At 67.5% G+C, this 21,473-nt stretch carries 20 protein-coding genes and 1 tRNA gene; 15 read left to right on the top strand and 6 right to left on the bottom strand.

All coding sequences use genetic code 11. The annotated features are described in order from the left end of the window. From GWG54_RS15050 to GWG54_RS15025, 6 genes are all read left to right on the top strand, one after another. Positions 1-748 (top strand): prephenate dehydrogenase dimerization domain-containing protein (locus GWG54_RS15050; protein WP_167938551.1); only part of this gene is annotated, 748 nt, incomplete at its 5' end. Further along, positions 745-2,208, top strand: a complete 1,464-nt coding sequence (locus GWG54_RS15045) for a small ribosomal subunit Rsm22 family protein (RefSeq protein ID WP_167938550.1) — start codon at positions 745-747, stop codon at positions 2,206-2,208. The genes GWG54_RS15050 and GWG54_RS15045, both read left to right, overlap by 4 nt. A gap of 53 nt (positions 2,209-2,261) precedes the next feature. Continuing rightward, on the top strand, positions 2,262-3,065 hold the full coding sequence (gene surE, locus GWG54_RS15040) for a 5'/3'-nucleotidase SurE (protein WP_167938549.1): 804 nt from the start codon (positions 2,262-2,264) through the stop codon (positions 3,063-3,065). A 242-nt stretch (positions 3,066-3,307) separates the two neighbouring features. Continuing rightward, positions 3,308-3,706 carry a hypothetical protein gene (locus GWG54_RS15035; protein WP_167938548.1) on the top strand — a complete coding sequence of 133 codons (399 nt, stop codon included), beginning with the start codon at positions 3,308-3,310 and terminating at the stop codon, positions 3,704-3,706. A 174-nt stretch (positions 3,707-3,880) separates the two neighbouring features. After that, the gene (locus GWG54_RS15030) at positions 3,881-5,824 is read left to right on the top strand and encodes an aldehyde ferredoxin oxidoreductase family protein (protein WP_167938553.1); all 1,944 of its coding nucleotides are present in this window, start codon (positions 3,881-3,883) and stop codon (positions 5,822-5,824) included. Between the two features lie 54 nt (positions 5,825-5,878). Next, positions 5,879-6,223 (top strand): hypothetical protein, encoded by a 345-nt coding sequence (locus GWG54_RS15025; protein ID WP_167938547.1) that lies wholly within the window; start codon positions 5,879-5,881, stop codon positions 6,221-6,223. 202 nt (positions 6,224-6,425) lie between these two features. Here GWG54_RS15025 and GWG54_RS15020 read toward each other — a convergent pair whose 3' ends face one another. Beyond that, the gene (locus GWG54_RS15020; RefSeq protein WP_209438467.1) at positions 6,426-7,271 is read right to left on the bottom strand and encodes a CHRD domain-containing protein; all 846 of its coding nucleotides are present in this window, start codon (positions 7,269-7,271) and stop codon (positions 6,426-6,428) included. Between the two features lie 470 nt (positions 7,272-7,741). Next, positions 7,742-7,813, bottom strand: a tRNA-Ala gene (locus GWG54_RS15015). A gap of 229 nt (positions 7,814-8,042) precedes the next feature. Between GWG54_RS15015 and GWG54_RS15010 the strand changes: the two genes are divergently transcribed. From GWG54_RS15010 to GWG54_RS14985, 6 genes are all read left to right on the top strand, one after another. Continuing rightward, positions 8,043-9,638, top strand: a complete 1,596-nt coding sequence (locus tag GWG54_RS15010) for a class I adenylate-forming enzyme family protein (RefSeq protein ID WP_167938546.1) — start codon at positions 8,043-8,045, stop codon at positions 9,636-9,638. A gap of 97 nt (positions 9,639-9,735) precedes the next feature. Next, positions 9,736-11,358: a long-chain-fatty-acid--CoA ligase gene (locus tag GWG54_RS15005; RefSeq protein ID WP_167938545.1), complete on the top strand. Its 1,623-nt coding sequence runs from the start codon at positions 9,736-9,738 to the stop codon at positions 11,356-11,358. Positions 11,359-11,534: 176 nt separating this feature from the next. Beyond that, positions 11,535-12,002, top strand: coding sequence for a 30S ribosomal protein S15 (locus GWG54_RS15000; RefSeq protein ID WP_167938544.1), 468 nt, complete (start codon positions 11,535-11,537; stop codon positions 12,000-12,002). A gap of 3 nt (positions 12,003-12,005) precedes the next feature. Continuing rightward, on the top strand, positions 12,006-13,172 hold the full coding sequence (locus tag GWG54_RS14995) for an exonuclease (RefSeq protein ID WP_167938543.1): 1,167 nt from the start codon (positions 12,006-12,008) through the stop codon (positions 13,170-13,172). Beyond that, positions 13,169-13,435, top strand: coding sequence for a KEOPS complex subunit Pcc1 (locus tag GWG54_RS14990; RefSeq protein WP_008426767.1), 267 nt, complete (start codon positions 13,169-13,171; stop codon positions 13,433-13,435). Before GWG54_RS14995 ends, GWG54_RS14990 begins: the two co-directional genes overlap by 4 nt. Then, the gene (locus tag GWG54_RS14985) at positions 13,432-14,073 is read left to right on the top strand and encodes a 30S ribosomal protein S3ae (protein ID WP_167938542.1); all 642 of its coding nucleotides are present in this window, start codon (positions 13,432-13,434) and stop codon (positions 14,071-14,073) included. Before GWG54_RS14990 ends, GWG54_RS14985 begins: the two co-directional genes overlap by 4 nt. Positions 14,074-14,151: 78 nt before the next feature. Here the strand turns inward: GWG54_RS14985 and GWG54_RS14980 are convergent, their stop codons facing one another. Next, the gene (locus tag GWG54_RS14980) at positions 14,152-14,586 is read right to left on the bottom strand and encodes a plastocyanin/azurin family copper-binding protein (protein ID WP_167938541.1); all 435 of its coding nucleotides are present in this window, start codon (positions 14,584-14,586) and stop codon (positions 14,152-14,154) included. A 294-nt stretch (positions 14,587-14,880) separates the two neighbouring features. Here GWG54_RS14980 and GWG54_RS14975 point away from each other — a divergent pair, with 294 nt between their 5' ends. The 3 genes from GWG54_RS14975 to GWG54_RS14965 all read left to right on the top strand — a co-directional run bounded on the left by GWG54_RS14975 (position 14,881) and on the right by GWG54_RS14965 (position 18,957). Beyond that, positions 14,881-15,612, top strand: a complete 732-nt coding sequence (locus GWG54_RS14975) for a protein sorting system archaetidylserine synthase (protein ID WP_167938540.1) — start codon at positions 14,881-14,883, stop codon at positions 15,610-15,612. 66 nt (positions 15,613-15,678) lie between these two features. After that, the gene (locus GWG54_RS14970) at positions 15,679-17,097 is read left to right on the top strand and encodes a HEAT repeat domain-containing protein (RefSeq protein WP_167938539.1); all 1,419 of its coding nucleotides are present in this window, start codon (positions 15,679-15,681) and stop codon (positions 17,095-17,097) included. Between the two features lie 69 nt (positions 17,098-17,166). Continuing rightward, positions 17,167-18,957, top strand: a complete 1,791-nt coding sequence (locus tag GWG54_RS14965; protein WP_167938538.1) for a phosphatidylserine/phosphatidylglycerophosphate/cardiolipin synthase family protein — start codon at positions 17,167-17,169, stop codon at positions 18,955-18,957. Between the two features lie 16 nt (positions 18,958-18,973). Here the strand turns inward: GWG54_RS14965 and GWG54_RS14960 are convergent, their stop codons facing one another. The 3 genes from GWG54_RS14960 to sufD all read right to left on the bottom strand — a co-directional run bounded on the left by GWG54_RS14960 (position 18,974) and on the right by sufD (position 21,472). Beyond that, positions 18,974-19,405, bottom strand: a complete 432-nt coding sequence (locus GWG54_RS14960) for a metal-dependent transcriptional regulator (protein WP_167938537.1) — start codon at positions 19,403-19,405, stop codon at positions 18,974-18,976. 61 nt (positions 19,406-19,466) lie between these two features. Continuing rightward, positions 19,467-19,961, bottom strand: coding sequence for a ferritin-like domain-containing protein (locus tag GWG54_RS14955; protein WP_167938536.1), 495 nt, complete (start codon positions 19,959-19,961; stop codon positions 19,467-19,469). Between the two features lie 296 nt (positions 19,962-20,257). Beyond that, positions 20,258-21,472, bottom strand: a complete 1,215-nt coding sequence (gene sufD, locus GWG54_RS14950) for a Fe-S cluster assembly protein SufD (protein WP_167938535.1) — start codon at positions 21,470-21,472, stop codon at positions 20,258-20,260. Position 21,473 lies beyond the last annotated feature (1 nt).

Here is a 21,473-nt window from a genome sequence, read left to right as displayed (position 1 = left end):
TGTAGTGAGCGTGGGGGGGGGGGCCGTGGGAACGTGGCGGGGCGGGGCCGCCCACGCCGACGCCGCCTCCGCCGACGCCGATCCCGCGGCCGCCGCCGCCGCCGCGGACGCCGTCGGCGGCGAGGCCGTTCCCCTCGAGAGCGACGCGACCTACGACGTCGTCTGTATCGCGGTGCCGCTCTCCCACGCCGCCGGGGCGATCGCCGACCACGCCTCGCGGGCCGACGCGGCGATCGTCGACGTCTCGGGGGCGATGGTCGACCCGCTGGCGGCGATGGCCCGCCACGCGCCCGCTCTCGAGCGCGCGAGCCTCCACCCGCTCTTTGCCCCCGAGCGGGCGCCGGGATCGATCGCCGTCGTCCGCGAGGACGCGGGACTGACGATCGAGACGCTGCTGGCGACCCTCGAGGACCGGGGCAACGACCTCGTCGAGACGACCCCGGAAGAACACGACGAGGCGATGGAGACGGTCCAGTCGGCGACCCACGCCGCCGTCCTCGCCTTCGCGCTGGCGGCCGAGTCGGTTCCCGAGGGGTTCGAGACGCCGATCTACGAGGAGCTGCGCGCGCTCGCGACGCGGGTGACCGCGGGGACGCCGCGGGTCTACGCCGACATCCAGGAAACGTTCGCGGGCGCCGAGGCCGTCGCCGACGCCGCCCGGGAACTCGCCGATGCCGACCACGACGAGTTCGAGTCGCTGTACGCCGAGGCTGCACGCAAGCTACGCGAGGAGGGTGATCAGGAATGACCGACCAACGCGAGGCGATCCGTTCGAACGCGAAGTACCTGCGAAACGTCCGCCCGATCGACCCCGAAGAGATCTGCGACTACGTCGAGGGCTCGCCCCACCCGGCGGTCGTCCGCCAGCACCTCCGCGAGGACGCCGTCTCGCTCGGCCTGCGCGAACGCGAGGACGGCACCTTCGTCCCCGTCGGCGACGAGCCCGTGCGCCCGCGACGCGGCCCCGTCGAACGCTTCCCCGCTCGCTACGAGGAGCGACTCGAGGACTTCCTCGTCGAGCGCTACGGGGTGGACTGGCACCGGGACGGGACGGGCCAGCTCCTGCGGTCGACGATCAGGCGGTTCAAGTCCCGCTACCTCGAGGGCCGTCCCGTCGAGTACGACGACGACGTCGCCGCGGGCTACGCGATCTATCACCTGCCGGGCTACTACGCCGCCGTCCAGTACGCGCTGGACGACCTGGCCGAACGGGGGCTGCTCGGGCGGGAGCTGCGCGTGCTCGACGTCGGCGCCGGCGTCGGCGGTCCCGCGCTCGGACTCTGTGACTACCTCCCGGACGACGCCGTCGTCGACTACCACGCGATCGAACCCAGCGCGGCCGCCGACGTCCTCGAGGGGCTGCTCGCGGAGACGGGCCGAAACGTCCACCCGACGATCCACCGCGACCCCGTCGAGGACGTCGACCTCGGCGCGCTCGGCGACGGCGAGGGGTTCGACCTCGTGCTCGCCTGCAACGTCCTGAGCGAGCTCGCCGATCCCGAGGCGGTCGCCCGCTCGGCGCTCGGCGCACTCGCGTCCGACGGCACGTTCCTCGGAATGGCACCCGCGGACAAGAACACGAGCGTCGAGCTCCGGGCGCTCGAACGGGAGCTCGAGGGGACAACCGTTGCGGCCGACGCAGTCGGCGGGTCGGCCCGCGAGGTAACCGTCTACGGCCCGACGGTTCGGCTCTGGCCGGACGCGACGCCGACCGATCGCGGCTGGTCGTTCGACGCCCGGCCCGACCTGGCGGTGCCGTCGTTCCAGCGTAGACTCGACGAGGCGACGCCGGCGGACGACGCCGACCACGCCCCCGGCGAGTTCGTCAACGTCGACGTGCAGTTCTCCTACTCGCAGCTCCGTCTGGACGGGACGCGTCGGATCGAGATCTCCCTCGAGACCGGCGACTGGGCGAGGATGGCCGAGACCGAGCGCCACGTCACCAACCGGATCGACCTGGCCGCAGCGAAGCTCAGCCGCTCACTGTCGGCCGACGGGGCGAATCCGCTGTTCAAGATCAGCGACGGCAGCGAGGCCGTTGATCACTACGCCGTGCTCACCCGGGAGAGCGCCCTGAACCGCCCGCTGCTCGAGGCCGACTACGGCGAGGTGCTCACCTTCGAGGGCGTCCTCGCGCTGTGGAACGACGACGAGGGGGCGTACAACCTGGTCGTCGACGAGGAGACGATCGTCGACCGGATCGGCTGAGACGGTTTGCTCGTTCCGGAGTCCTTTTCGCACCTCCGTTCGACGGTGTCGACATGAGCGAGCCTCTCGAGATCCTGCTGACCAACGACGACGGGATCGACAGCACGGGGATCCGGGCGCTCCACGACGCCCTCGCCGAGCACGCGAACGTGACCGTCGTCGCGCCCGCGACCGACCAGAGCGCCTGCGGGCGGTCGATCTCCCACGCGGTCGACGTCCGGGAGCACGACCTCGGCTACGCCCTCGAGGGAACGCCCGCCGACTGCGTCGTCGCCGGACTCGCCGAGCTGGGACCCGAGCCCGACCTCGTCGTCGCGGGCTGTAACGAGGGCGCCAACCTCGGCGAGTACGTCCTCGGGCGGTCGGGGACGATCAGCGCGGCCGTCGAGGCCGCCTTCTTCGACGTTCCCGCCATCGCGACCTCGATGTACGTCCCACTCGACGGGACCTCCCTCGAGGAGGTCGACCTCGAGCCCGCCGACTTCGCGGAGGCGACCCGCGTAACCTCCTACCTCGCCGACCACGCCCTCGAGGCGGGCGTTTTCGACCACGCGGCGTACTTAAACGTCAACGTCCCGCTTCCGGACGCCGATCCGGCGCCGATCGAGATCACCCGCCCGTCGAAGCGCTACGAGATGGACGCCGAGCGAAACGGCGACGCCGTTCACCTCACCGACCGAATCTGGGAATCGATGGATCCCGAGACGATCCCGGATCCCGAGGGGACCGATCGCCGGGCCGTCGCCGAGGGCCGAATCAGCGTCTCGCCGCTGACGGCGCCACACTCGACGAACCACCACGACGCCCTCGAGGCGCTGGCCGAGACCTACCTCGAGACGGTCGCCACCGACGACTGATTCCGCGTCCTCGCCGCGTCGCCCGAGTCGACGGCATCGACGACCTCGACCGCGGTGAACGAAGCGTTCGATCGGACTCCTCGAGTGGCGTCGACTTGCGCGTCGCAAGGGCGTCGCTATTCTACGGGGCTCGCGTGGACACAAACCGAACTCGACAACGGGCCAAGTATATAAACAACCGAACACAAGTACAAGGTAGACCGACGGCCAAGCAGCGATACTCTCAGCGGAGGAGATCATAGATGGTATTTAATACGCTCTGGACACGGCTCTCGTCGCTCTGGTCGGGGGACTCCACCGACGACGACGCCGACGCCGACTCCGGGACGGAGGCGGCGACAGAATCGACCGAGGAACAGCACAACGAAACGTTAAGCTACGCCGAACGGATCGAGTACGGAACCGACGACCGACAGCTTCCGGACGACGACAAGGTGCTCCGGTTGCTGGTCAAACGCGGCGGCCGCGTCGACGAGTCGACCGTCCTCGAGGAAACCGACTGGTCGGAAGAGCACCTGCGCGAGGTCGTCGAACGGATGGAAGCGGACGATCAAGTCAGCGCGATCACCGTCGGACAAAAGCGCGTGATCTGTCGGCGCGGATTCGAGCCGAAGGGCTACCGTTCTCACCTCAACGAGTGACGGCCGTTCGATGTGCCAGTACGCTCTCGACGTCTCGAACTGCTGACCGCTCTCGAGCCCCGCAGGCCGTCACCGGTCCATCTTCGGTAGCTGACCCGTCGTAACCGATACCAGTTACCTTAACACGGCAACACCTAACAAGCCTCGGGGCGAATGTACGTAACATACGTTACAATGACCGAGATCGGCGGATTCCAAGACAACGTCGCACGCATCGACCTCGGCGAGGGCGAGGTAAACTACGAGGGGATCGACGAGGAGGACGCACGGAAGTATATCGGCGCGCGCGGACTGGGGGTGAAGTACGTTTTCGAACAGGGAACGGATGTCGACCCGCTCGGGCCGGACAACCTGCTGGCGTTCATGAACGGCCCGCTGTCGGGTACGCAGGTAACCATGAGCGGTCGGATCGCCATCTGTACCAAATCGCCGCTGACCGGGACGGTCACGGATAGCCATCACGGCGGCTGGTCGGGCGCCCGACTGAAGTGGGCCGGCTTCGACGGCCTGCTGTTCGAGGGTCAGGCCGACGACCCGGTCTACGCCTACGTCGAGGACGGCGAGGTCGAACTCCGGGACGCCTCACATCTCTGGGGGAAGGGCGTCCACGAGACCCGCGACACGATCGAGGAGGAGGTCGACGGCCAGTACGGCAAGAACCTCTCGATCATGGCGATCGGTGACGGCGGCGAGAACGGGGTTCGGTACGCCTGTATCATGAACGAGGACGACCGGGCCTCCGGACGGGGCGGCACGGGCTGTGTCGCCGGCTCGAAGAACCTCAAGGCGGTCGTCATCAAGTCCAACACGAAGATGCCCCAGCCCGCCGACCCCGAGACGTTCAAGGAGGGTCACCAGCAGGCGATGCAGGCGATCACCGAGTCCGACGTCACCGCGCCCAACGAGGGCGGGCTCTCGATGTACGGGACCAACGTCCTGATGAACATCACCGAGGAGATGGACGGTCACCCGACCAAAAACGGCGAGTACACCTCCTCGCGGTCCTACAACGAGGCCGAGCAGGGCGGCGAGGAGGTCCTCGACGCCGAGCGCATCAGCGGCGAGAACGTCCGCGAGAACATCCTCGTCGACGAGCCGACCTGTCACTCCTGTCCCGTCGCCTGCAAGAAGGAAGTCGAGGTCGACGTGATGCACAAAGGCGAGGAGATGAACGTCCGGATGGAGTCGTTCGAGTACGAGTCCGCCTGGGCGCTCGGAACGAACTCGCTGAACGACGACCGCGACAAGATCGCGGTGATGATCGATCGCTGTAACGACATGGGGATCGACACCATCGAGGCGGGCAACATCATGGCGATGGCGATGGACGCCACCGAGGAAGGCTACCTCGACGACCTCGAGGAGGGCCTCGAGTGGGGCGACGCCGAGGAGATGATCGAGATGATCGAGCGCATCGCCAACCGCGACGGCGAGTTGCCGGACCTGCTCGCGGAGGGCCAGGCCCGCTTCGCCGACGCCGTCGACGCCCACGACTGCCGCCTCGACGTCAAGGGCCAGGCGATCGCGGCCTACGACCCCCGCTGCATGAAGGGGATGGGGATCGGCTACGCCACCTCGAACCGCGGCGCCTGCCACCTTCGGGGCTACACCCCCGCCGCCGAGATCCTCGGCATCCCGGAGAAGGTCGACCCCTACGAGCACGAGGGTAAGGGCGAACTCACCGCCGAGTTCCAGGACCTCCACGCCATCTCCGACTCGTTCGACATCTGCAAGTTCAACGCCTTCGCCGAGGGGATCGAGGAGTACGTCGCCCAGTACAACGGGATGACCGGCTTCGACGTCACCGAGGACGAACTGATGGAAACCGGCGAGCGCATCTACAACCTCGAGCGGTACTACAACAACCTCGTCGGCTTCGACGGCGACGACGACTCCCTGCCCGAGATCTTCCTCGAGGAGGGCGAGACGCCCGGCCAGGGCGCAAGCGAGGGCGAGTTCTGCGAGCTCGAGGAGATGAAAGACGAGTACTACGAGCACCGCGGCTGGGTCGACGGCGTCGTCCCCGACGAGAAACTCGAGGAACTCGAGATCGAGATCGGACCCGGAACCGGCGTCAGCGCCGGTGACAGCGGGGCCGCGGCACCGAGCGACGACTGAGACCGACGATCGGAACGTTCGCCGTCGACGATTTTTGCGATCCGTCACCGACCGATGACCGACCCCGAACCCGAACTACCGCGTCTCGCCGAACTCGACCAGTTAGCTGAGCGACTGCTCGAGCACGCCGCCGCCGAACTCGAGCCCGCCCGGACGACCCTCGAGCTGACGGGGTACGCCGACGGCGACTACGAGCTCCGGGCGTTCGAGACGGTCTCGCTTCGCTCGGGCCCCGACGGCGAGGACGTCTGGGAACGCATCGAGATCCGGTACAACCCTCGGCTCGAGTGGATCCAGCGCTGTCACTACTGCGAGAGCGATCGGGGCCGGTTCGACGAAACGGTAACCGACCTCGAGGCCTATCCGGATCCGACGTCGATCGCCAATCTCGACGAGTGAGGCGGTCCGACTCCGAGCCGGCGTCTCCTCACTGACTCGACGGTAGAACGTCGCGGTGACGGCTCGAGGGCCGACGATCGACGGCGGTGCGATCACGGTCGCCGGACGGGGCTCGTCCGTCGATCGCGGTCGATCGAACGGTGTCGATCCGCCCGGCCGGCGAACCGCCGCACTCGAGTACGAAAGAAATCGTCCGGTTCGGCTACTCGTCGTCCGGATCCTCGGGCGCTCCGTAGACCGTTTCTCCGCTGCGATCGGTCCCCGACGATTCGTCGCCGGAACCTTCCTCCGGGTTTTCCTCGGTTGTCTCGTCTGCGGGGTCTTGCTCGGTGTCGTCTTCGGGCGTCTCGGCTGCCGTATCCTGCCCGGACTCGTCTTCGGACGCCTCGTCTGTAGCGTCCTGTTCGGAGTCTCCGGCCGACTCGTCTGTCGTCTCTTCCTCGGAGTCGCCCTCGCGCGTTTCGTCCTCAATCCCGTCTCCGGCGCCCGCCTCGCGGTCGTCTTCGCAGACGATTCGGCCGCGAAGCTCGCCCGTCGGATACGATTCAGTGGCCACGCTGACGTACACCTCGCCCGCGGCCAACTCGGTCGCGACCGCCTCGAGGTCCGACCGATCGAACGCTCCGAGGAGATCCTCGAGAGTGAGCGTCCCCTCCGCGAGCGTGCCGTCGAACCGACCCTCGATGCGATCGGCCGTCCCCGCTCGGGGATAGAGCTGGACGAGACCGCGACCCTCGCCGTCGTCGTTCCCGGAGCGGATCCTGACCGCGATGGGATCGCAGAGCCACTCGACGTCGATCGCGTAGTGGACGGTCCGCGCCTCGAGGTCGATCTCGAACGCGGCGGTTCCGCAGGCGTTCGTCTCGACCTCGTAGGGAACGACCGCGTCGGTCAGCGTCGCCGAAAACGTCGTCGGGAGATCCTCGAGGACGGCGTCCTCGTCGCGACCGTCGGCGTCCGCGCCGCCGATTCCCGTCGCGAGTCCGCCGCCGATCGTTGCGCCCGCCGTCTGTAGCACCCGTCGTCTGGATCGCAGATAGTCACTCATGCGTCGTTGAAGTACTCGACCGAGAATATTTCCACTAACCCGATAAATTCATTTTACGGAATAGTTTAAATTTCATAAAATCTAATATCAGGAGTCATAGAATCGGTCCGGAGCGCGGGACGGCGAGTCTACCGACTGGAGCAACAGCGCGGACGGAACGACGTGAACTCGCTCGAGACGGGATTCGGGGTACGAGTCGGAACACGCAGATCTCGACGCTAAGTAGCGCTCGAGGTGAACGAATATTGGTTCGTCGAGACTGAGCAAAACGGGAGGTTTGCGAGGGACGGCGAGTCGACTGACTGGAGCGAACGAAGTGAACGGAAGGAAGTGGACTCGCCGGGATGTTGAACTACGCCCAGACGTTCCGAGTCGCTCGCTGCGCTCGCTTCCCGGGCTGGGACTGGTCTCGTTCAAATCCCGCTCGTATCACGAATTTACGGCTCGAGAGTTGCTCGCCGCAAAATTAGTGGACTCGCCGGGATTTGAACCCGGGGCCTCTCCCATGCCAAGGGAGTGATCTACCACTGATCTACGAGCCCTCGCCTGCACTCCTCACTTTCGTACACACCGGTATAAACCCCTCGATATCGGGCGACAGCGGCGGGGAAGGACACGGTGTGTGGTCTCGAGCCACGTCGTCCGGTTCGATCCGGTTCTTCCTCGTGACTCCCGAACGACTCGCGTCCCCGGGTCCTCGAATCGCGGGCGGGCGCCGTCGTCAATGATAAAAGATTAGGCAGATACTGCCTTTGGGTGTGAATGTACCCCATGAAAACGCCAATGCGGACCACGGACTTCCTCGACCGAGCGGTCGACCTCTACAACGACGTGACGGGGATCGTCGCCCACGACGGCACCGAGTACACCTACGCGGAGGTCGACGAGCGGGTGAACCGACTGGCGCACGCCCTCGAGGAGAGCGGGGTCGGACAGGGCGACCGGGTCGCGCTGCTGGCGCCGAACACCCACTACTTCATCGAGACGCTGTACGCGACGAACAAGCTGGGGGCGGTGTTCGTCCCGCTGAACTACCGCCTGACGCCCGGCGAGTACGAGTACATCCTCGGGGACTGCGAGGCGAACACGCTGATCGCCGACTACGACTACGCCGACAAGATCGAGCCGATCCGCGATTCGATCCCCGCCGAGACGTTCGTCGGCTACCGGGCCGACGAGATCGAGGGGGAGTGGACCGACTACGAGGCGTTCCTCGAGGGCCACTCCGCCGACGAACCCGACCGACCCGACATCGACGAGGACGACGACGCCAGTATCAACTACACCTCGGGAACGACGGGCGATCCGAAGGGTGTCGTCCGGACCCACCGCACCGAACACTGGCACGCCCTCGTGTTGAACCAGCACATGGAGATCCGCGACGACGACAACTACCTCTGGACGCTGCCGATGTTCCACTGCAACGGCTGGGGCCACACCTACGCGATCACGGGCACCGGCGGGACCCACGTCTGTCAGCGCACGTTCGACGCCGAGGGCGTCTTCGACCGCGTCCGGGAGTACGACGTCACGTTCATGTGCGGCGCGCCGACGGTGCTGAACGCGCTGATCCAGTACCACGAGGAGAACGACGTCGAGACGACCGGCGACCGCGACGTGCGGATCGCGACCGCCGGCAGCGCGCCCGCGACCGCGACCATCGAGACCGTCGAGGACGAGTTCGACTGGCGGATCATCCACATCTACGGCCTCACGGAGACGGCGCCGATCATCACGACCAGCAACTCGCCGCGCCGTCTCGCCCAGCGCGGCCGCGAGCTCAAGGTCAAGCAGGGCGCCGAGACGCTCTGTACCGACGTCAGGGTCGTCGACGAGGACGGCGCGGACGTCCCCCGTGACGGGGGAACGATCGGCGAGATCGTCGTCCGGGGCAACCAGGTGATGGATCGCTACCTCAACAAACCCGAGGAGACCGAGCGAGCCTTCAACGAGCGCCTCGAGGGCTACTTCCACACCGGCGACCTCGCGACGATCGACGAGGACGGGATGGTCGCGATCCAGGACCGCAAGAAGGACATCATCATCTCCGGCGGGGAGAACATCTCGAGCATCGAACTCGAGGACGTCCTCTACGACCACCCGGACGTCCAGAAGGCGGCGGTGATCCCCGTCCCCAGCGAGCAGTGGGGCGAGACGCCGAAGGCGCTGATCGTCCCCCGCGCGGACGCCGAGCCGACCGAGGACGAGATCGTCGAGTTCGTCACGGACCACCTCGCAGGCTACAAGAAGCCCACCAGCGTCGAGATCGTCGACGACCTGCCCGAGACGGCGACGGGGAAGGTCCAGAAGTACGAACTCCGCGAGGAGTACTGGGACGACGCCGAGCGCCGCGTCGGCCAACAGTAGACCGGAGGCTTCGGCCGTTGGGGCGCCGAGTTTCGGTTTTGGCACCGATTGACTCATCCGCAAGGAGTATAATGAACGATACTCAAGGACCTCGTATATGGAGGTTCCGCTCCTCGTAACAGACTTTCTCGACCGGGCGCGCAAGTACTACGGCGACGAGGAGGCCGTCGTCGCCACGACGGGTGAACGCTACACCTACGACGAGTTCGGCGACCGCGCCGACAGGCTCTCGGCGGTACTCCAGGAGCGGGGCATCGAGAAGGGCAATCGCGTCGCGGTGCTCGACCCGAACACCCACTATCATCTCGAGGCCGCGTACGGAATCATGCAGCTCGGGGCGATCCACACGCCGCTGAACTACCGGCTGACGCCCGAGGACTACGAGTACATGCTCTCGGACGCGGGCGTCGACGCCGTCGTCGCGGACGACGAGTACGCCCACAAGATCGACGCCGTCCGCGAGGAGGTGCCGACGGAGACCTTTATCGCGACCGACGCCGACGCGCTCGAGGACTGCGAGGGCGAGTGGGAGGACTTCGAGGACCTGATCGCCGAAACCGATCCCGACTACGACCGCCCCGAGATGAGCGAGGACGACGTCATCACGATCAACTACACCTCGGGGACGACGGGTGACCCGAAGGGCGTCATGCGGACTCACCGTACCGAGTCGCTGCACGCCCAGCTGGTGACGATCCACCACGAGATCCGCGACGACGACGTCTACCTCTGGACGCTGCCGATGTTTCACGTCAACGGCTGGGGGCACATCTACGCGATCACGGGGATGGGCGCGAAACACGTCTGCACTCGCGGCGTCGACGCCGAGGCGAACCTCCGGCAGATCCGCGAGGAGGACGTCTCCTTCCTCTGTTGTGCGCCGACCGTCCTCACCCTGTTCGAGGAGTACCTCGAGGAGACGGACGTGCCGACGACGGGCGACGTGTCGATGCGGGTCACCGCGGCTGGCGCAGCGCCACCCGAAAGCATCATCGAGACCGTCGAGGAGGAGTTCGGCTGGTACTTCCGCCAGCTCTACGGGGCGACCGAGACGGGCCCACTGATCGGCACCTCCGCGACCCGGCGGCTGATCGACGAGGACAGCGAGGAGCGGTTCGCCCTCAAAAAGCGCCAGGGGATCGCCCCGCTCGGGACCGAGGTCGAGGTCGTCGACGACGACGGGAACGAAGTGCCCTGGGACGACGAGACGATCGGTGAGATCCTCGTCCGGGGCAACCAGGTCATGGAGGGGTACTGGGAGAAACCGGAGGAGACCGAGGAGGCGTTCGACGACAAACGCGAGGGGTGGTTCCACACCGGCGACCTGGCGGTCGTGAACGAAGACGGCCTGATGGCGATCCAGGACCGCAAGAAGGACATCATCGTCTCGGGCGGGGAGAACATCTCGAGCATCGAACTCGAGGACGCCCTCTTCGACCACCCCGACGTCGCCGACGTCGCGATCATCCCCGCGCCCAGCGAGAAGTGGGGCGAGACGCCGAAGGCGGTCGTCGTGCCCGCAAACGGCGACCCCGAGAACCCTCCCGTTACCGAGGACGACCTGACGGCCTACACCCGCGAGCGGCTCGCGGGCTACAAGGTCGTCCACCGCGTCGAGTTCGTCGACGAACTGCCCAAGACCGCGACGGGCAAGATCCAGAAGTACGAACTCCGCGAACGGGAGTGGGAGGGCGAGGAGTCGATGGTCGGGCAGGGCTGACGGCAGGACGCAACCCTTTAGTCGCTGCTCCCGGTAGCGACGGTGGGAAGCGCACGGCCGCAAATCCGACACCGCCGTCCACCCTTTCGGGCGGCTTGGGATTGCGGAAGTGCACGGGCAGCCGGATCCCCGGCTGTCGAACACTCGAGCGGTCAGTGCGGTTCCTATCCTCACCAATGGCACGAATGCACACCCGCCGTCGTGGCTCGTCCGGATCGGACAAGCCGACGGCAGACGAACCGCCGGAGTGGAGCGACGTCGACGCGGACGACATCGAAGCCCGCGTCGTCGAACTGGCAGAGCAGGGCCACGATCCCAGCCAGATCGGGCTCAAGCTGCGCGACGAGGGCGTCACGGGCACGCCCGTGCCGGACGTCAAGCTGGCGACCGGAAAGAAGATCACCGAGATCCTCGAGGAGAACGACGCGAAAGCCGACATCCCCGAGGACCTGCGCAGCCTGATGGAGCGTGCCGTGCGCCTGCGCGAGCACGTCCGGGAGAACCCCCAGGACTACCAGAACAAACGCTCCCTGCAGAACACCGAGTCGAAGGTTCGCCGCCTGGTCGACTACTACCGCGGCGACGAACTCGAGGCCGACTTCCAGTACTCCTACGACGTGGCGGTCGAACTCCTCGAGGAGTAAGCGATGTCCACGGAGGGTCGAACCGCCGAGACGACGCCAGCCCCCCTCGAGAGCGCGGGCTTCGTTCGGCTCGTCACGAGCGCCGACGGCGACGCGCTCGCGGCGACCGGACTGCTCGCGCGGGCGCTCCGCGAGCGCGGGACGCCGTTCCAGGCGACCGTCAGCCGCACCGTTGCGGAACGGTCCGAACGGGCGACGGCCGGCGAACCCGAGGCCGACGACGCGACGATCGTCGTCGGCGGCGCCGACGCGGACGTCGGCGCGGTTCGACTCGACGCGACCGACAGGACGGCGACGCTCGAGGCCGTCGAACTCGTCCGCGAACTCGGCGAGACGCCCGACCTCGTCCTCGCGCTCGCGGGACTCGTCGCGGCCGGGAGCGACCCCGGCGCCGGCGAGAGCGAGTGGCTCCTCGAGACCGCGCGCGAGCGCGGCCTCGTCGAGCGCCGACCGGGCGTCGCGGTGCCGACCGCGGATCCCGTCGCGGGGCTCGCACACTCGACCCGCCTCCGCGCGCCGTGGTCCGGCGATCCGGACGCAGTTTGCGACGCGCTCGCGGCGCTCGAGGTTCCCGACGAGCCCGCGGCCGACGACCACCGGGCGATCGGCTCGCTGGTCGCCCTCGAGGTCGTCGGCGCCGCGGACGCGACCGACCGGAGCGCCGAGTCGATCGGGCGGGCGCTGAAGCCGTACGCGACCCCCGAGGGGCCGTTCGCGACCGTCGGCGGCTACGCCGACGTGCTGGCGGCGACGGCCCGGACCGAACCGGGAACCGGTGTCGCGCTCGCGATGGGCCACGGCGTCGATCGAGCCGCGCTCGAGGCCTGGCGAACCCACGGCCGTCGCGCCCACGCGGCGCTCGATTCGGCCGCGGCGAGCCGTCACGACGGCCTGGTCGTCCTCGAGATCGAGGACGGACCCGTCGAGACGGTCGCCGAGCTCGCGGTCGCCTATCGCTCGCCCGAACCCGCCGTGTTGACGGTCGGCGACGGCGAGGCGGCGCTGGTCGCGGCCGACACCGCCGCGCCGATCGAGGCGATCGCGCGGACGCTCGCCGACGAAACCGGCGACGCCGTCGCGTACGACGAGGGGCCGCGACGCGGCTACCTGCGGTACGACCCCGACGTGGACGAGTCGACGATCACCGCGACAGCGAGGGAGTTCCGATGAGCCGGCGCGCGACGATCCGGACGACCCACGACGATCCGGAGCTGATCGCGCGGGCGCTCGCGCCCGACAACACCGCCGAGATGGAGACGACGACGGAGGCCGACGCGGTCGTCACGCGGATCGAACGCGAGACGACCGCCGGGCTCCGCTCGACGGTCGACGACTACGCGGTCAACCTCGCGGTCGCGCTCGAGGTCGCACAGCATGCACACCCGACGGACGCGGGTACTGCGTCCGACACCCCAGATAACACAGAATCATGAGCGAACGTTCAGTTTCACGCGCGAAACAGGAAAAGCGGTGGTACACCGTCCACGCTCCCGAGCAGTTCGACCGCACGGAGCTCGGCGAAACCCCCGCTGACGAACCGGAGAAAGTCTACAACCGAACCATCGAAACGACGCTCGGCGAGCTGACCGACAACGCCAGCGAGAATAACACGAAGCTGACCTTCAAGATCACTGACGTCGGCAGCGACGCGGCGTACACGGGGTTCCAGGAGCACGCGCTGACCCGCGACTACCTGCGCTCGCTGGTCCGTCGCGGCGCCTCGAAGATCGAGGCCTACGTCACCGTCCTCACGACCGACGACTACCGCGTCCAGGTCCAGCCCGTCGCCTTCACGACGAAAAAGGCCGACGCCAGCCAGGAGAAGGCCATCCGCGAGCGAATGGTCGAGATGATCGAGGAGGCCGCCGCCGAGCGCACCTTCGAGGAACTCATCGACAGCATCGTCGAGGGACGGCTCTCCTCGGCGATTTACGGCGAGGCCAAGACGATCTACCCGCTGCGCCGGGTCGAGATCCAGAAGACGACCCTCGAGGCCCACCCCGAGGAAGTCGCCGAAGAGGAAGCGACCGCCGTCGACGTCGACGAGGAAGACGTCGCGACCGACGAGTAACCGGCGGTTCGGGATCGATTTCGTTTTTTCGGCTATCGTCGCGTGAACGCAAGGAGCCGCCGCTCGAGCGAGCCGAGACTACTCGACGACGATCTCGCCGATCATCCCGGCCTTGACGTGGGGTTCGCAGATGTAGGTGTAGGTCCCGGCGACCTCGAAGGTGTGTTCGTACGTCTCACGGGGACTGAGCCCGCCGCCGCGGGACTCGTGCCAGGCGTCGATCGCCGCCTGCTCGCCGTCGTAGCCGCCGCTCGCGAAGTACGCGGCCTCGTCGGGGATCTGCTCCTCGAGGGCGGTGACGGTGTGGTCGGCGCCGCTCGTGTTTTTCCAGACGACGGTCTCGCCGACGCTCGCCTCGTACGTTTCGGGGCGGAACGCGTTGCGGTTCATCCCGATGTCGAACCCCTCGTCGCCCGTTTCGTCGTCCTCGAAAACGTTGAGAACGGACGCACAGCCGGCCAGACCGGCCGAGGCGGCGGTCCCGACGGCGGCGAGGTAGACGCGCCGGTTCATGCGCGGACGTTGGGACGGTCGCCACATAACGACCCCGGTTCGATTCTCGAATCGGAACGCGCCGAGCCGAACGGGTTCGCAAGTCGGGAGCGATTACGTATCAGCCCGTCGCCGTAACTATCGATTAGAGTCGATCGCGGTAACTGGACACGCGGGGACGCTCAAACGCCGGATCGGTCGACTCGAGCGCGAATCCCGGCACACCCCAACTCCTTTATGATATCGTCGAGTCGAATCAACGATAATTCCGTCGAAACGAAAACACGTAAGGTATCCGCTACCCGTATCGAACGTATGCTTCCGCGGTTCGTCGGACGGCTGGGTATCGCGGACGCGGTGACGATCGCCAACGCGACGCTGGGATTCGTCGCGATCGTCGTCGCGTTCGTCGAGATCGAACTCGCCGCGCGGCTGATCCTGTTGGCGGCGATCGCCGACGGACTGGACGGACTGCTCGCGCGCCGCTACGGCGGGACCGAGGCGGGCCCGTACCTCGACTCGCTGGCCGACGTCGCCTCCTTCTCGGTCGCCCCGGCCGTCCTCGCGTTCGTCGTCGTCACGGACGGGCTCGGAATCGGCTTCGACGCCGTCACCGCCGAGTTGCTCGTCGTCACCGCGGTCTGTGCGCTGTTCGTCGCGATGGCGGTCACCCGACTCGGGCTGTACACCGCCTACGACGTGACCGGTAGCTACACCGAGGGCGTCCAGACGACGCTGGCGGCGACGATCATCGGCGCCGCGATCCTCGCGGGCGACCCCGCCGACGCCCCCGTGCTCATCCTGGCGGTCACGGCCGCCTTTACCTACCTGATGGTCTCGCGGATCCGCTACCCCGACCTGCTCGCTCGAGACGCCGCCATCATGGGCGTCGTCCACGCGCTGGCGATCCTCGTGCCGACGGCCGCGGGTCGTACCTTCCCCTACGCCCTGTTGACGCTCGGGATCGCGTACATGACGCTGAGCCCCTGGCTCTACTGGCGACCCCAGCCCCGTCGGCCCGAAACCGACCTGCATGGAAACGCTTAGGAACGTGCTGACACGACCTGTACGTATGAACGCAGCCACGCGTCGGTGTCGTCCCCGGGTGATTCGATGAGCGAGGACGAGACGAACGGCGACGACGCGCCGGCCGAGGGGGAGGAAGAACCGGACGCGAACGACGTCGCCGAGGACGCGAACGAGCTCGAGGCGATCCGCGGGGAGCTCGACGCCTTCGAAACCCAGATCGAGGAGTTCGAGGCCAAACTCGAGGCCGCTGAGACCGAGGACGACCTCGATGAGGTCGAGCCGAAACTCGAGGCGTTTCGCGAGGAACTCGAGGCCCTCGAGATCCCCGAGCCGCCCGAGGACGAGGAAGACGACGAGGACGAGGAAGACGTCGTCCACCCCGAGGAGGAACTGCAGGACCGCTACGACGACATCGAGAGCGACCTCGAGTATCTCGAGGACGACCTCGAGGACCAGCGCGGTCCCTACGCCGAGGACGTGATCGGCGATATCGAGGGCGTCAGCGGCACGATCACGGGTACCCGCTGGACGATCGAGGGCGAGGAGGAACTGATCGACGCCGTCGACGACTTCCTCGCGGACACGAACGACCTGCTCGGCGCCTCGATCTCGCTGCCCGACGATCTGGAGCCAACCGAAGGCGCCGAACTCCGCGAGGACGCGCCCGATCCCGACGAGGAGGGTGTCCCCGAACGGCTCGCAGCGACGCTCGAGAACGTTACCGACGCCGTCGAGGCCGCCGACCTCGACCCCGACGAGGACGCCGAGACGATCGCGGCCCTGCTCGAGGCGACCGACGAGTTCGAGGACGACGTCGACGACGCCACCGAGTGGACCGATCTGAAGGTCCGCGAGCAGCTCCGCCGCGAGGGCTTTTACGACGTGCTCGACCACGTCAAGGACTTCCCGCCGGAGTGGCACGCCCTGAAGGTCCACGAGAAGCGCGGCAACGTCGGGATGATCCTGCTCGCGCTCGACTCGCTGGGCTCGGAGTTCATGGAGGAACACTGCATGGAGTCGCTGGAGCGAATGGGTTCCGCGGAGGCGACCGATGCGATGGTCCAGAAGGCCAACCGCCGGGATACGAAGGCCATGAGCATCCTCGGAAAGATCGGCGTCGCCGACGAACAGGTCGTCGAGACCCTGCTCGACTACGTCGACTCGAACATCCAGCTCCAGCGCCCCGCGTTCAGGGCGCTGGGCGAGATCGGCGCCGAGAACGCCGTGCAGCCGATCGCCGAGGAGCTCGCGACCAACGACGACCCGGCCGTCCGCAGCAACGCCGCCCGCGCACTCGGGCTGATCGGCGACACTCGCGCCATCGAGCCGCTGGCCGACGTTCTCGAGGACGACGACGCCGACCGCGTTCGAGCCAGTGCCGCCTGGTCGCTCAACCAGATCGGGACGGCGGACGCGCTCGAGATCGTCGCCGACTACGCCGACGACCGCGCCTACCTCGTCCAGGCCGAAGCCGAGCGCGCCGACCTCGAGCCCGCGGCCTGAGACGGACCGCCGTCCGCGAGCCCGTTCCGTTCCGCGGGTTTAAGCACGAAGCCGCGGCCAGACGAACCGATGCTTCGTCGGCGAATTGCGTTCGCTCTCGTCGCGACGGCGCTGCTGGTCGCCGCGGTACCCGCTCCGATCGTCGTCGGCGCCGGGCCCCACTCACAGACTCCGCCGGACCCGTCCGCGACCGTTCCTCCCGCCTCCGGAACGGACGCGGTAGCGGGCGGGCCCTCGACCGCTCTCGCGGACGCGACGACACCAGCGGGAGGCGACCCCGTCTGTCCCCGGCCGACCGACGCCACGGAGACGCCGTCGGATCCGCGAATCGTCGAACTCTACCCGAATCCGACCACCCACGGGAACGCCGGAGAGTACCTCGTCGTCGAGACGCCCCCGGAAACGAACCTCGGAAACTGGACGATTACGGACGGTCACACGACCGCACGGCTCCCGAACGAGACCGTGTCGGGTCGGATCGCGCTCACGACCGCGCCCGAGACGACGCGCGAACTGACCGACGATCCGGTCGCCGAACTCGAGGGAACACTGCGACTCGCCGCCGACGGCGACGACCTCGAGCTTCGCGACGGCGCTCGAGTCGCGGACGCGGTCGCGTACGATCGCGCGCCGACGGCCGAGCGGTGGTACCGAACGGGAGGGGACGCCGGCGACGCACCCGCCCGCGGCGAGTGGTGGCCCCGCGGCGCGACCTGCCTTCCGGTGTCGACAGCCGACGCCGACGAGGCGACCGCGTTCGTCCTCCCCGACGGCCCCGACGTCCCGCGCGAAACGATCCGTTCTGCCGACGATCGGCTCCTGCTGGCGGGCTACACCGTCACCGACGACGAGATCGCCGCCGACCTCGTCGCGGCGGCCGACCGGGGCGTCGACGTGTCGGTACTGCTCGAGGCGAGCCCCGTCGGCGGAACGCCCACGGCGACCGCGTCGGTCCTCGAGACCCTCGAGCGCGGGGGCGTCGACGTCAGGGTCGTCGGGGGTCGGGACGCGCGCTACCGGTACCACCATCCGAAGTACGCCGTCGCCGACGAGACGGTCCTCGTGACGACGGAGAACTGGAAGGCCTCCGGAATCGGCGGCGAGTCGAGTCGCGGCTGGGGCGTCCGCGTCGAGAACGACCGACTCGCGGCCGACCTCGCCGCCGTGTTCGAGGCCGACTTCGAGGGATGGGACGCCGAATCCGGCGCGTCCTACCTCGAGAACGCCTCGTTCGCCGAGGACGAACCGGCACCCTCTCGGGAGTTCGAGGCGACTCACGAGCCCGAGACGGTTCCGGTCGACTCGGCCGAACTCCTGCTCGCTCCCGAGAACGCGGAGGGACGGCTCGGCGAGCTACTCGCCGGCGCCGACGACGAGATCCTGATCAAGCAGGCCAGTATCGCCGCGGACGTCTCGTTGCTCCAGGAGGCAATCGACGCGGCGCGTCGCGGCGTCGACGTTCGGATCCTGCTCGACTCGAGCTGGTACGTCGAGGAGGAAAACGGGGCGCTGGTCGACGACCTCGAGCGAACGGCCGACGAGGAGGGGCTTCCGCTGGAGGCCGCCCTCGTCGAGGAGGGCGACGCGTTCGAGAAGATCCACGCGAAGGGGATCGTGATCGACCGCGAGACCGTCGTCGTCGGCAGCGCCAACTGGAACGACAACTCGCTGCGAAACAACCGGGAGGTGTTACTCGCCGTGCACGGCTCGGAGGCGGCGAACTACTACGCGACGGTCTTCGAGGACGACTGGGACGGAGAGACGTGGTCGCTTCCGATCGAGCTCTCGGCGACCGTCGTCGTGGCGCTCGTCTGTGCGGCGATCGTCGGCCGTCGGTACGTCCGGTTCGGCTCGGAGTGAGCCCCCGTCGGGAACCCTAGTCCGCCCGGCTCGGTTCGACCTCGAGGTACTTACAGCAGTCCGCCTCGGGGTCGAAACAGTCGGGACACTCCTCGGGACGGTCGATGATCGTGTCGAGCCGATCGGCGACGGTGTCGTCGATCACCGCCTCGAGGGCGTGGGCCTCCTCGCGGAACTCCTCGACCTCGAGAACGTTCGCGAGGAACCGCTCGATGATGCAGTACGTCTGGAGGGCGTCGTGGGCGCGCTCGAGTCCCTCGTCGGTGAGGCTGGCCCCCTTGTACTTCTCGTGCTCGACGAGTTCCCGGCTCTCGAGCTTGCCGACCATCTCGTTGACGCTGGCCGGGCTGACCTCGAGGAGGTCGGCGAGGGTGCCGGTCGAGGCCGGTCCGTCGTCGATGCGCTGTGCGAGGTAGATCGCCTTGAGATACTGATCTGCGGTATTCATCGCGGTCCTCCGTCAGTGTCGGTGTCGGTCGTCGGTCGTCGCCGCGAGCTCCGGACGCCGATCATGCTCTGCGCTCCATGATCTCGGTTACCTCCTCGACGCCCTCCCGTTCCTCCTCGCGGATGTCGTACAGCGTCTCCAGTAATCGCTCGCGGTCGATGTCGAACGCCGCGTCCGACGCCTCGACCGCCTCGATCAGATCGTCGTAGAACTTGTAGGCGGTTTCCTCGTTACAGAGCTGATCGTAGAGCACGCCGTCGGTGTCCTCGGGAGGACCGTACTGCGCGTCGACCAGCGCGTTGATCTCCTCGTAGGCGACGGTTTCGGCCTCGAGCTCGTCGACCAGTGCCTCGAGCCGTTCGCGGTGTTCGGCGGATTCGTTGGCAGCGTCGGCGAGCAGCGCTCGCACCTCCTCGTCGATCGCCTCGCGCTCGTCGGCGGGCAACGACTCGAGGTGGTGGGCGGCGCGGGATTCGACCACCTCCTCCAGGACGACGCCGATCTGGAGGAGTCGGGCGAGCTGGTGGTCGCTCGAGACGCGCTGTCCCAGACTCATACCCGTATCGTGGGTGAGCGCGCTACTTAACTCCGGGCATCTTCCCGGCTCGTCGCCGAGGCGTCTCGTCGGCCTCGACCGCACCGCGGTGCGCGACGAGCCACCGAACGGAGTCGCTTCCGGCTCCCGAATCTCAGACGCCGTCGTCCCGCTCGAGGGCTGCGAGCGTGTCGGCATCGAACTCGACGGACAGATTCCGCATCACTCCTCGGTACCGGGGTCCGCTACAAAAGAACTCGGCAGACGAGCCGCGTTTCGTTTTCGCCCCGAAATCGGACCGGGGATGGAGCGTCTCGTCAGTCGCGCTGGCGAAGCCGGGTGACGACCAGTTCCTCGAGGTCCTCGCGGAGCTCGTCGACCGCGATCTCCTCGAGGACGGGCGTGAAGAACCCTTCGACGAGCATGTTGCGCGCGGCGCGCGGGTCGACTCCGCGGGAGATCATGTAGAACAGCTCCTCCTGGTCGATCTGACCGACCGTCGCCGAGTGGCTGGCTTCGGTGTCGTGGTTGTTGATGATCAGCTTCGGCGAGGCGTCAGCCTCGCTCTCGTCGGAGAGCATCAGCGTGTTCTCGCGCTGGTAGGAGCTCGTGTCCCAGGCCTCGCGGCCGACGTCCTGGACGCCCTCGTAGACCGAGCGGGCGACGTCGTCGGTGACACCGCGGGTGACCAGATCGGCGGTCGTGTGCTCGGCGCGGTGCCAGACCTTCGCGTCGAGGTCGAAGTGTTGATCGTTGTGCCCGTAGAAGGCGCCGACGATCTGGGTCTCGGAGCCCTCGCCGTTGAGCTCCGTCGAGACGCCGGATTTGGTCAGCTGCGTGCCGAGGTTGACCTCGATCCAGTCGATCGTAGCGTAGGTGTCGGCGTCGCCACGTTTGGCGGCGAAGTTGTACGCCTCCTCCGAGAGGTTCTGGAGGCTACCGTACTGGACGTTGCTGTTCTCGCCGGCCGCGACTTCGACGATCCCGCTGTAGTACTGCTCGTCCTGCTCGGTGCCGGTCGACTGCCGCTCGAGGATCGTCACCGAACTCGACTTCTCGGCGACGACGAGCGTGTAGTTGAACAGCGAGCGGGAGTTCTGCTCGGTCCGGATCGTGACGTCCTCGGCGTCGACGCCCTCGGGGACGTAGATCACGGTCCCGGTGCTGAACAGCGCAGTCGACAGCGCCGTCAGGTAGTTCTCCTGGGGATCGACGATGGAACCGAAGTGCTCCCGCAGGAGCTCCTCGTGCTCGTCGACGGCCTCGCTCCAGGGCAGGACCTCGGCCTCGTCGGGGCCGATCTGGTCCTTGTTCTCCGCCGCGTTCAGCGGGTCGACGAGCGACTCGAAGTCGAGCTCGTGGAGGTTCGTCCAGTCTCGCCCCGGCGTCCGGATGACGTCGGGCATCTCGAGGTCCTCGAGGGCCTCGAGCGCCTCGAGACGGGTCTCGAGGAGCCACTCGGGCTCGTCGAGATTGCCGCTGATCTCGCGTACCTGCTCGTCCGTCAGATTGGCGTGTACCTGCGTGCTCATG

Source organism: Natronococcus sp. JC468 (genome assembly GCF_012163165.1).
GTDB lineage: Archaea > Halobacteriota > Halobacteria > Halobacteriales > Natrialbaceae > Natronococcus > Natronococcus jeotgali.
Note: the sequence above shows the minus strand (reverse complement) of the source record. Positions and strands in the feature narration are given on the sequence as shown.

Excerpts from the sequence above, each read along its gene's own strand:
- surE (WP_167938549.1), top strand. The coding sequence starts at position 2,262 with ATGAGCGAGCCTCTCGAGATCCTGCTGACCAACGACGACGGGATCGAC.
- GWG54_RS15005 (WP_167938545.1), top strand. The coding sequence starts at position 9,736 with ATGGAGGTTCCGCTCCTCGTAACAGACTTTCTCGACCGGGCGCGCAAG.
- GWG54_RS15000 (WP_167938544.1), top strand. The coding sequence starts at position 11,535 with ATGGCACGAATGCACACCCGCCGTCGTGGCTCGTCCGGATCGGACAAG.
- GWG54_RS14970 (WP_167938539.1), top strand. The coding sequence starts at position 15,679 with ATGAGCGAGGACGAGACGAACGGCGACGACGCGCCGGCCGAGGGGGAG.
- GWG54_RS15045 (WP_167938550.1), top strand. The coding sequence starts at position 745 with ATGACCGACCAACGCGAGGCGATCCGTTCGAACGCGAAGTACCTGCGA.
- GWG54_RS14980 (WP_167938541.1), bottom strand. The coding sequence starts at position 14,586 with ATGAACCGGCGCGTCTACCTCGCCGCCGTCGGGACCGCCGCCTCGGCC.
- GWG54_RS15030 (WP_167938553.1), top strand. The coding sequence starts at position 3,881 with ATGACCGAGATCGGCGGATTCCAAGACAACGTCGCACGCATCGACCTC.
- sufD (WP_167938535.1), bottom strand. The coding sequence starts at position 21,472 with ATGAGCACGCAGGTACACGCCAATCTGACGGACGAGCAGGTACGCGAG.
- GWG54_RS15010 (WP_167938546.1), top strand. The coding sequence starts at position 8,043 with ATGAAAACGCCAATGCGGACCACGGACTTCCTCGACCGAGCGGTCGAC.
- GWG54_RS14955 (WP_167938536.1), bottom strand. The coding sequence starts at position 19,961 with ATGAGTCTGGGACAGCGCGTCTCGAGCGACCACCAGCTCGCCCGACTC.
- GWG54_RS14975 (WP_167938540.1), top strand. The coding sequence starts at position 14,881 with ATGCTTCCGCGGTTCGTCGGACGGCTGGGTATCGCGGACGCGGTGACG.
- GWG54_RS14960 (WP_167938537.1), bottom strand. The coding sequence starts at position 19,405 with ATGAATACCGCAGATCAGTATCTCAAGGCGATCTACCTCGCACAGCGC.
- GWG54_RS15035 (WP_167938548.1), top strand. The coding sequence starts at position 3,308 with ATGGTATTTAATACGCTCTGGACACGGCTCTCGTCGCTCTGGTCGGGG.
- GWG54_RS15025 (WP_167938547.1), top strand. The coding sequence starts at position 5,879 with ATGACCGACCCCGAACCCGAACTACCGCGTCTCGCCGAACTCGACCAG.
- GWG54_RS14985 (WP_167938542.1), top strand. The coding sequence starts at position 13,432 with ATGAGCGAACGTTCAGTTTCACGCGCGAAACAGGAAAAGCGGTGGTAC.
- GWG54_RS14995 (WP_167938543.1), top strand. The coding sequence starts at position 12,006 with ATGTCCACGGAGGGTCGAACCGCCGAGACGACGCCAGCCCCCCTCGAG.
- GWG54_RS15020 (WP_209438467.1), bottom strand. The coding sequence starts at position 7,271 with ATGAGTGACTATCTGCGATCCAGACGACGGGTGCTACAGACGGCGGGC.
- GWG54_RS14990 (WP_008426767.1), top strand. The coding sequence starts at position 13,169 with ATGAGCCGGCGCGCGACGATCCGGACGACCCACGACGATCCGGAGCTG.
- GWG54_RS14965 (WP_167938538.1), top strand. The coding sequence starts at position 17,167 with ATGCTTCGTCGGCGAATTGCGTTCGCTCTCGTCGCGACGGCGCTGCTG.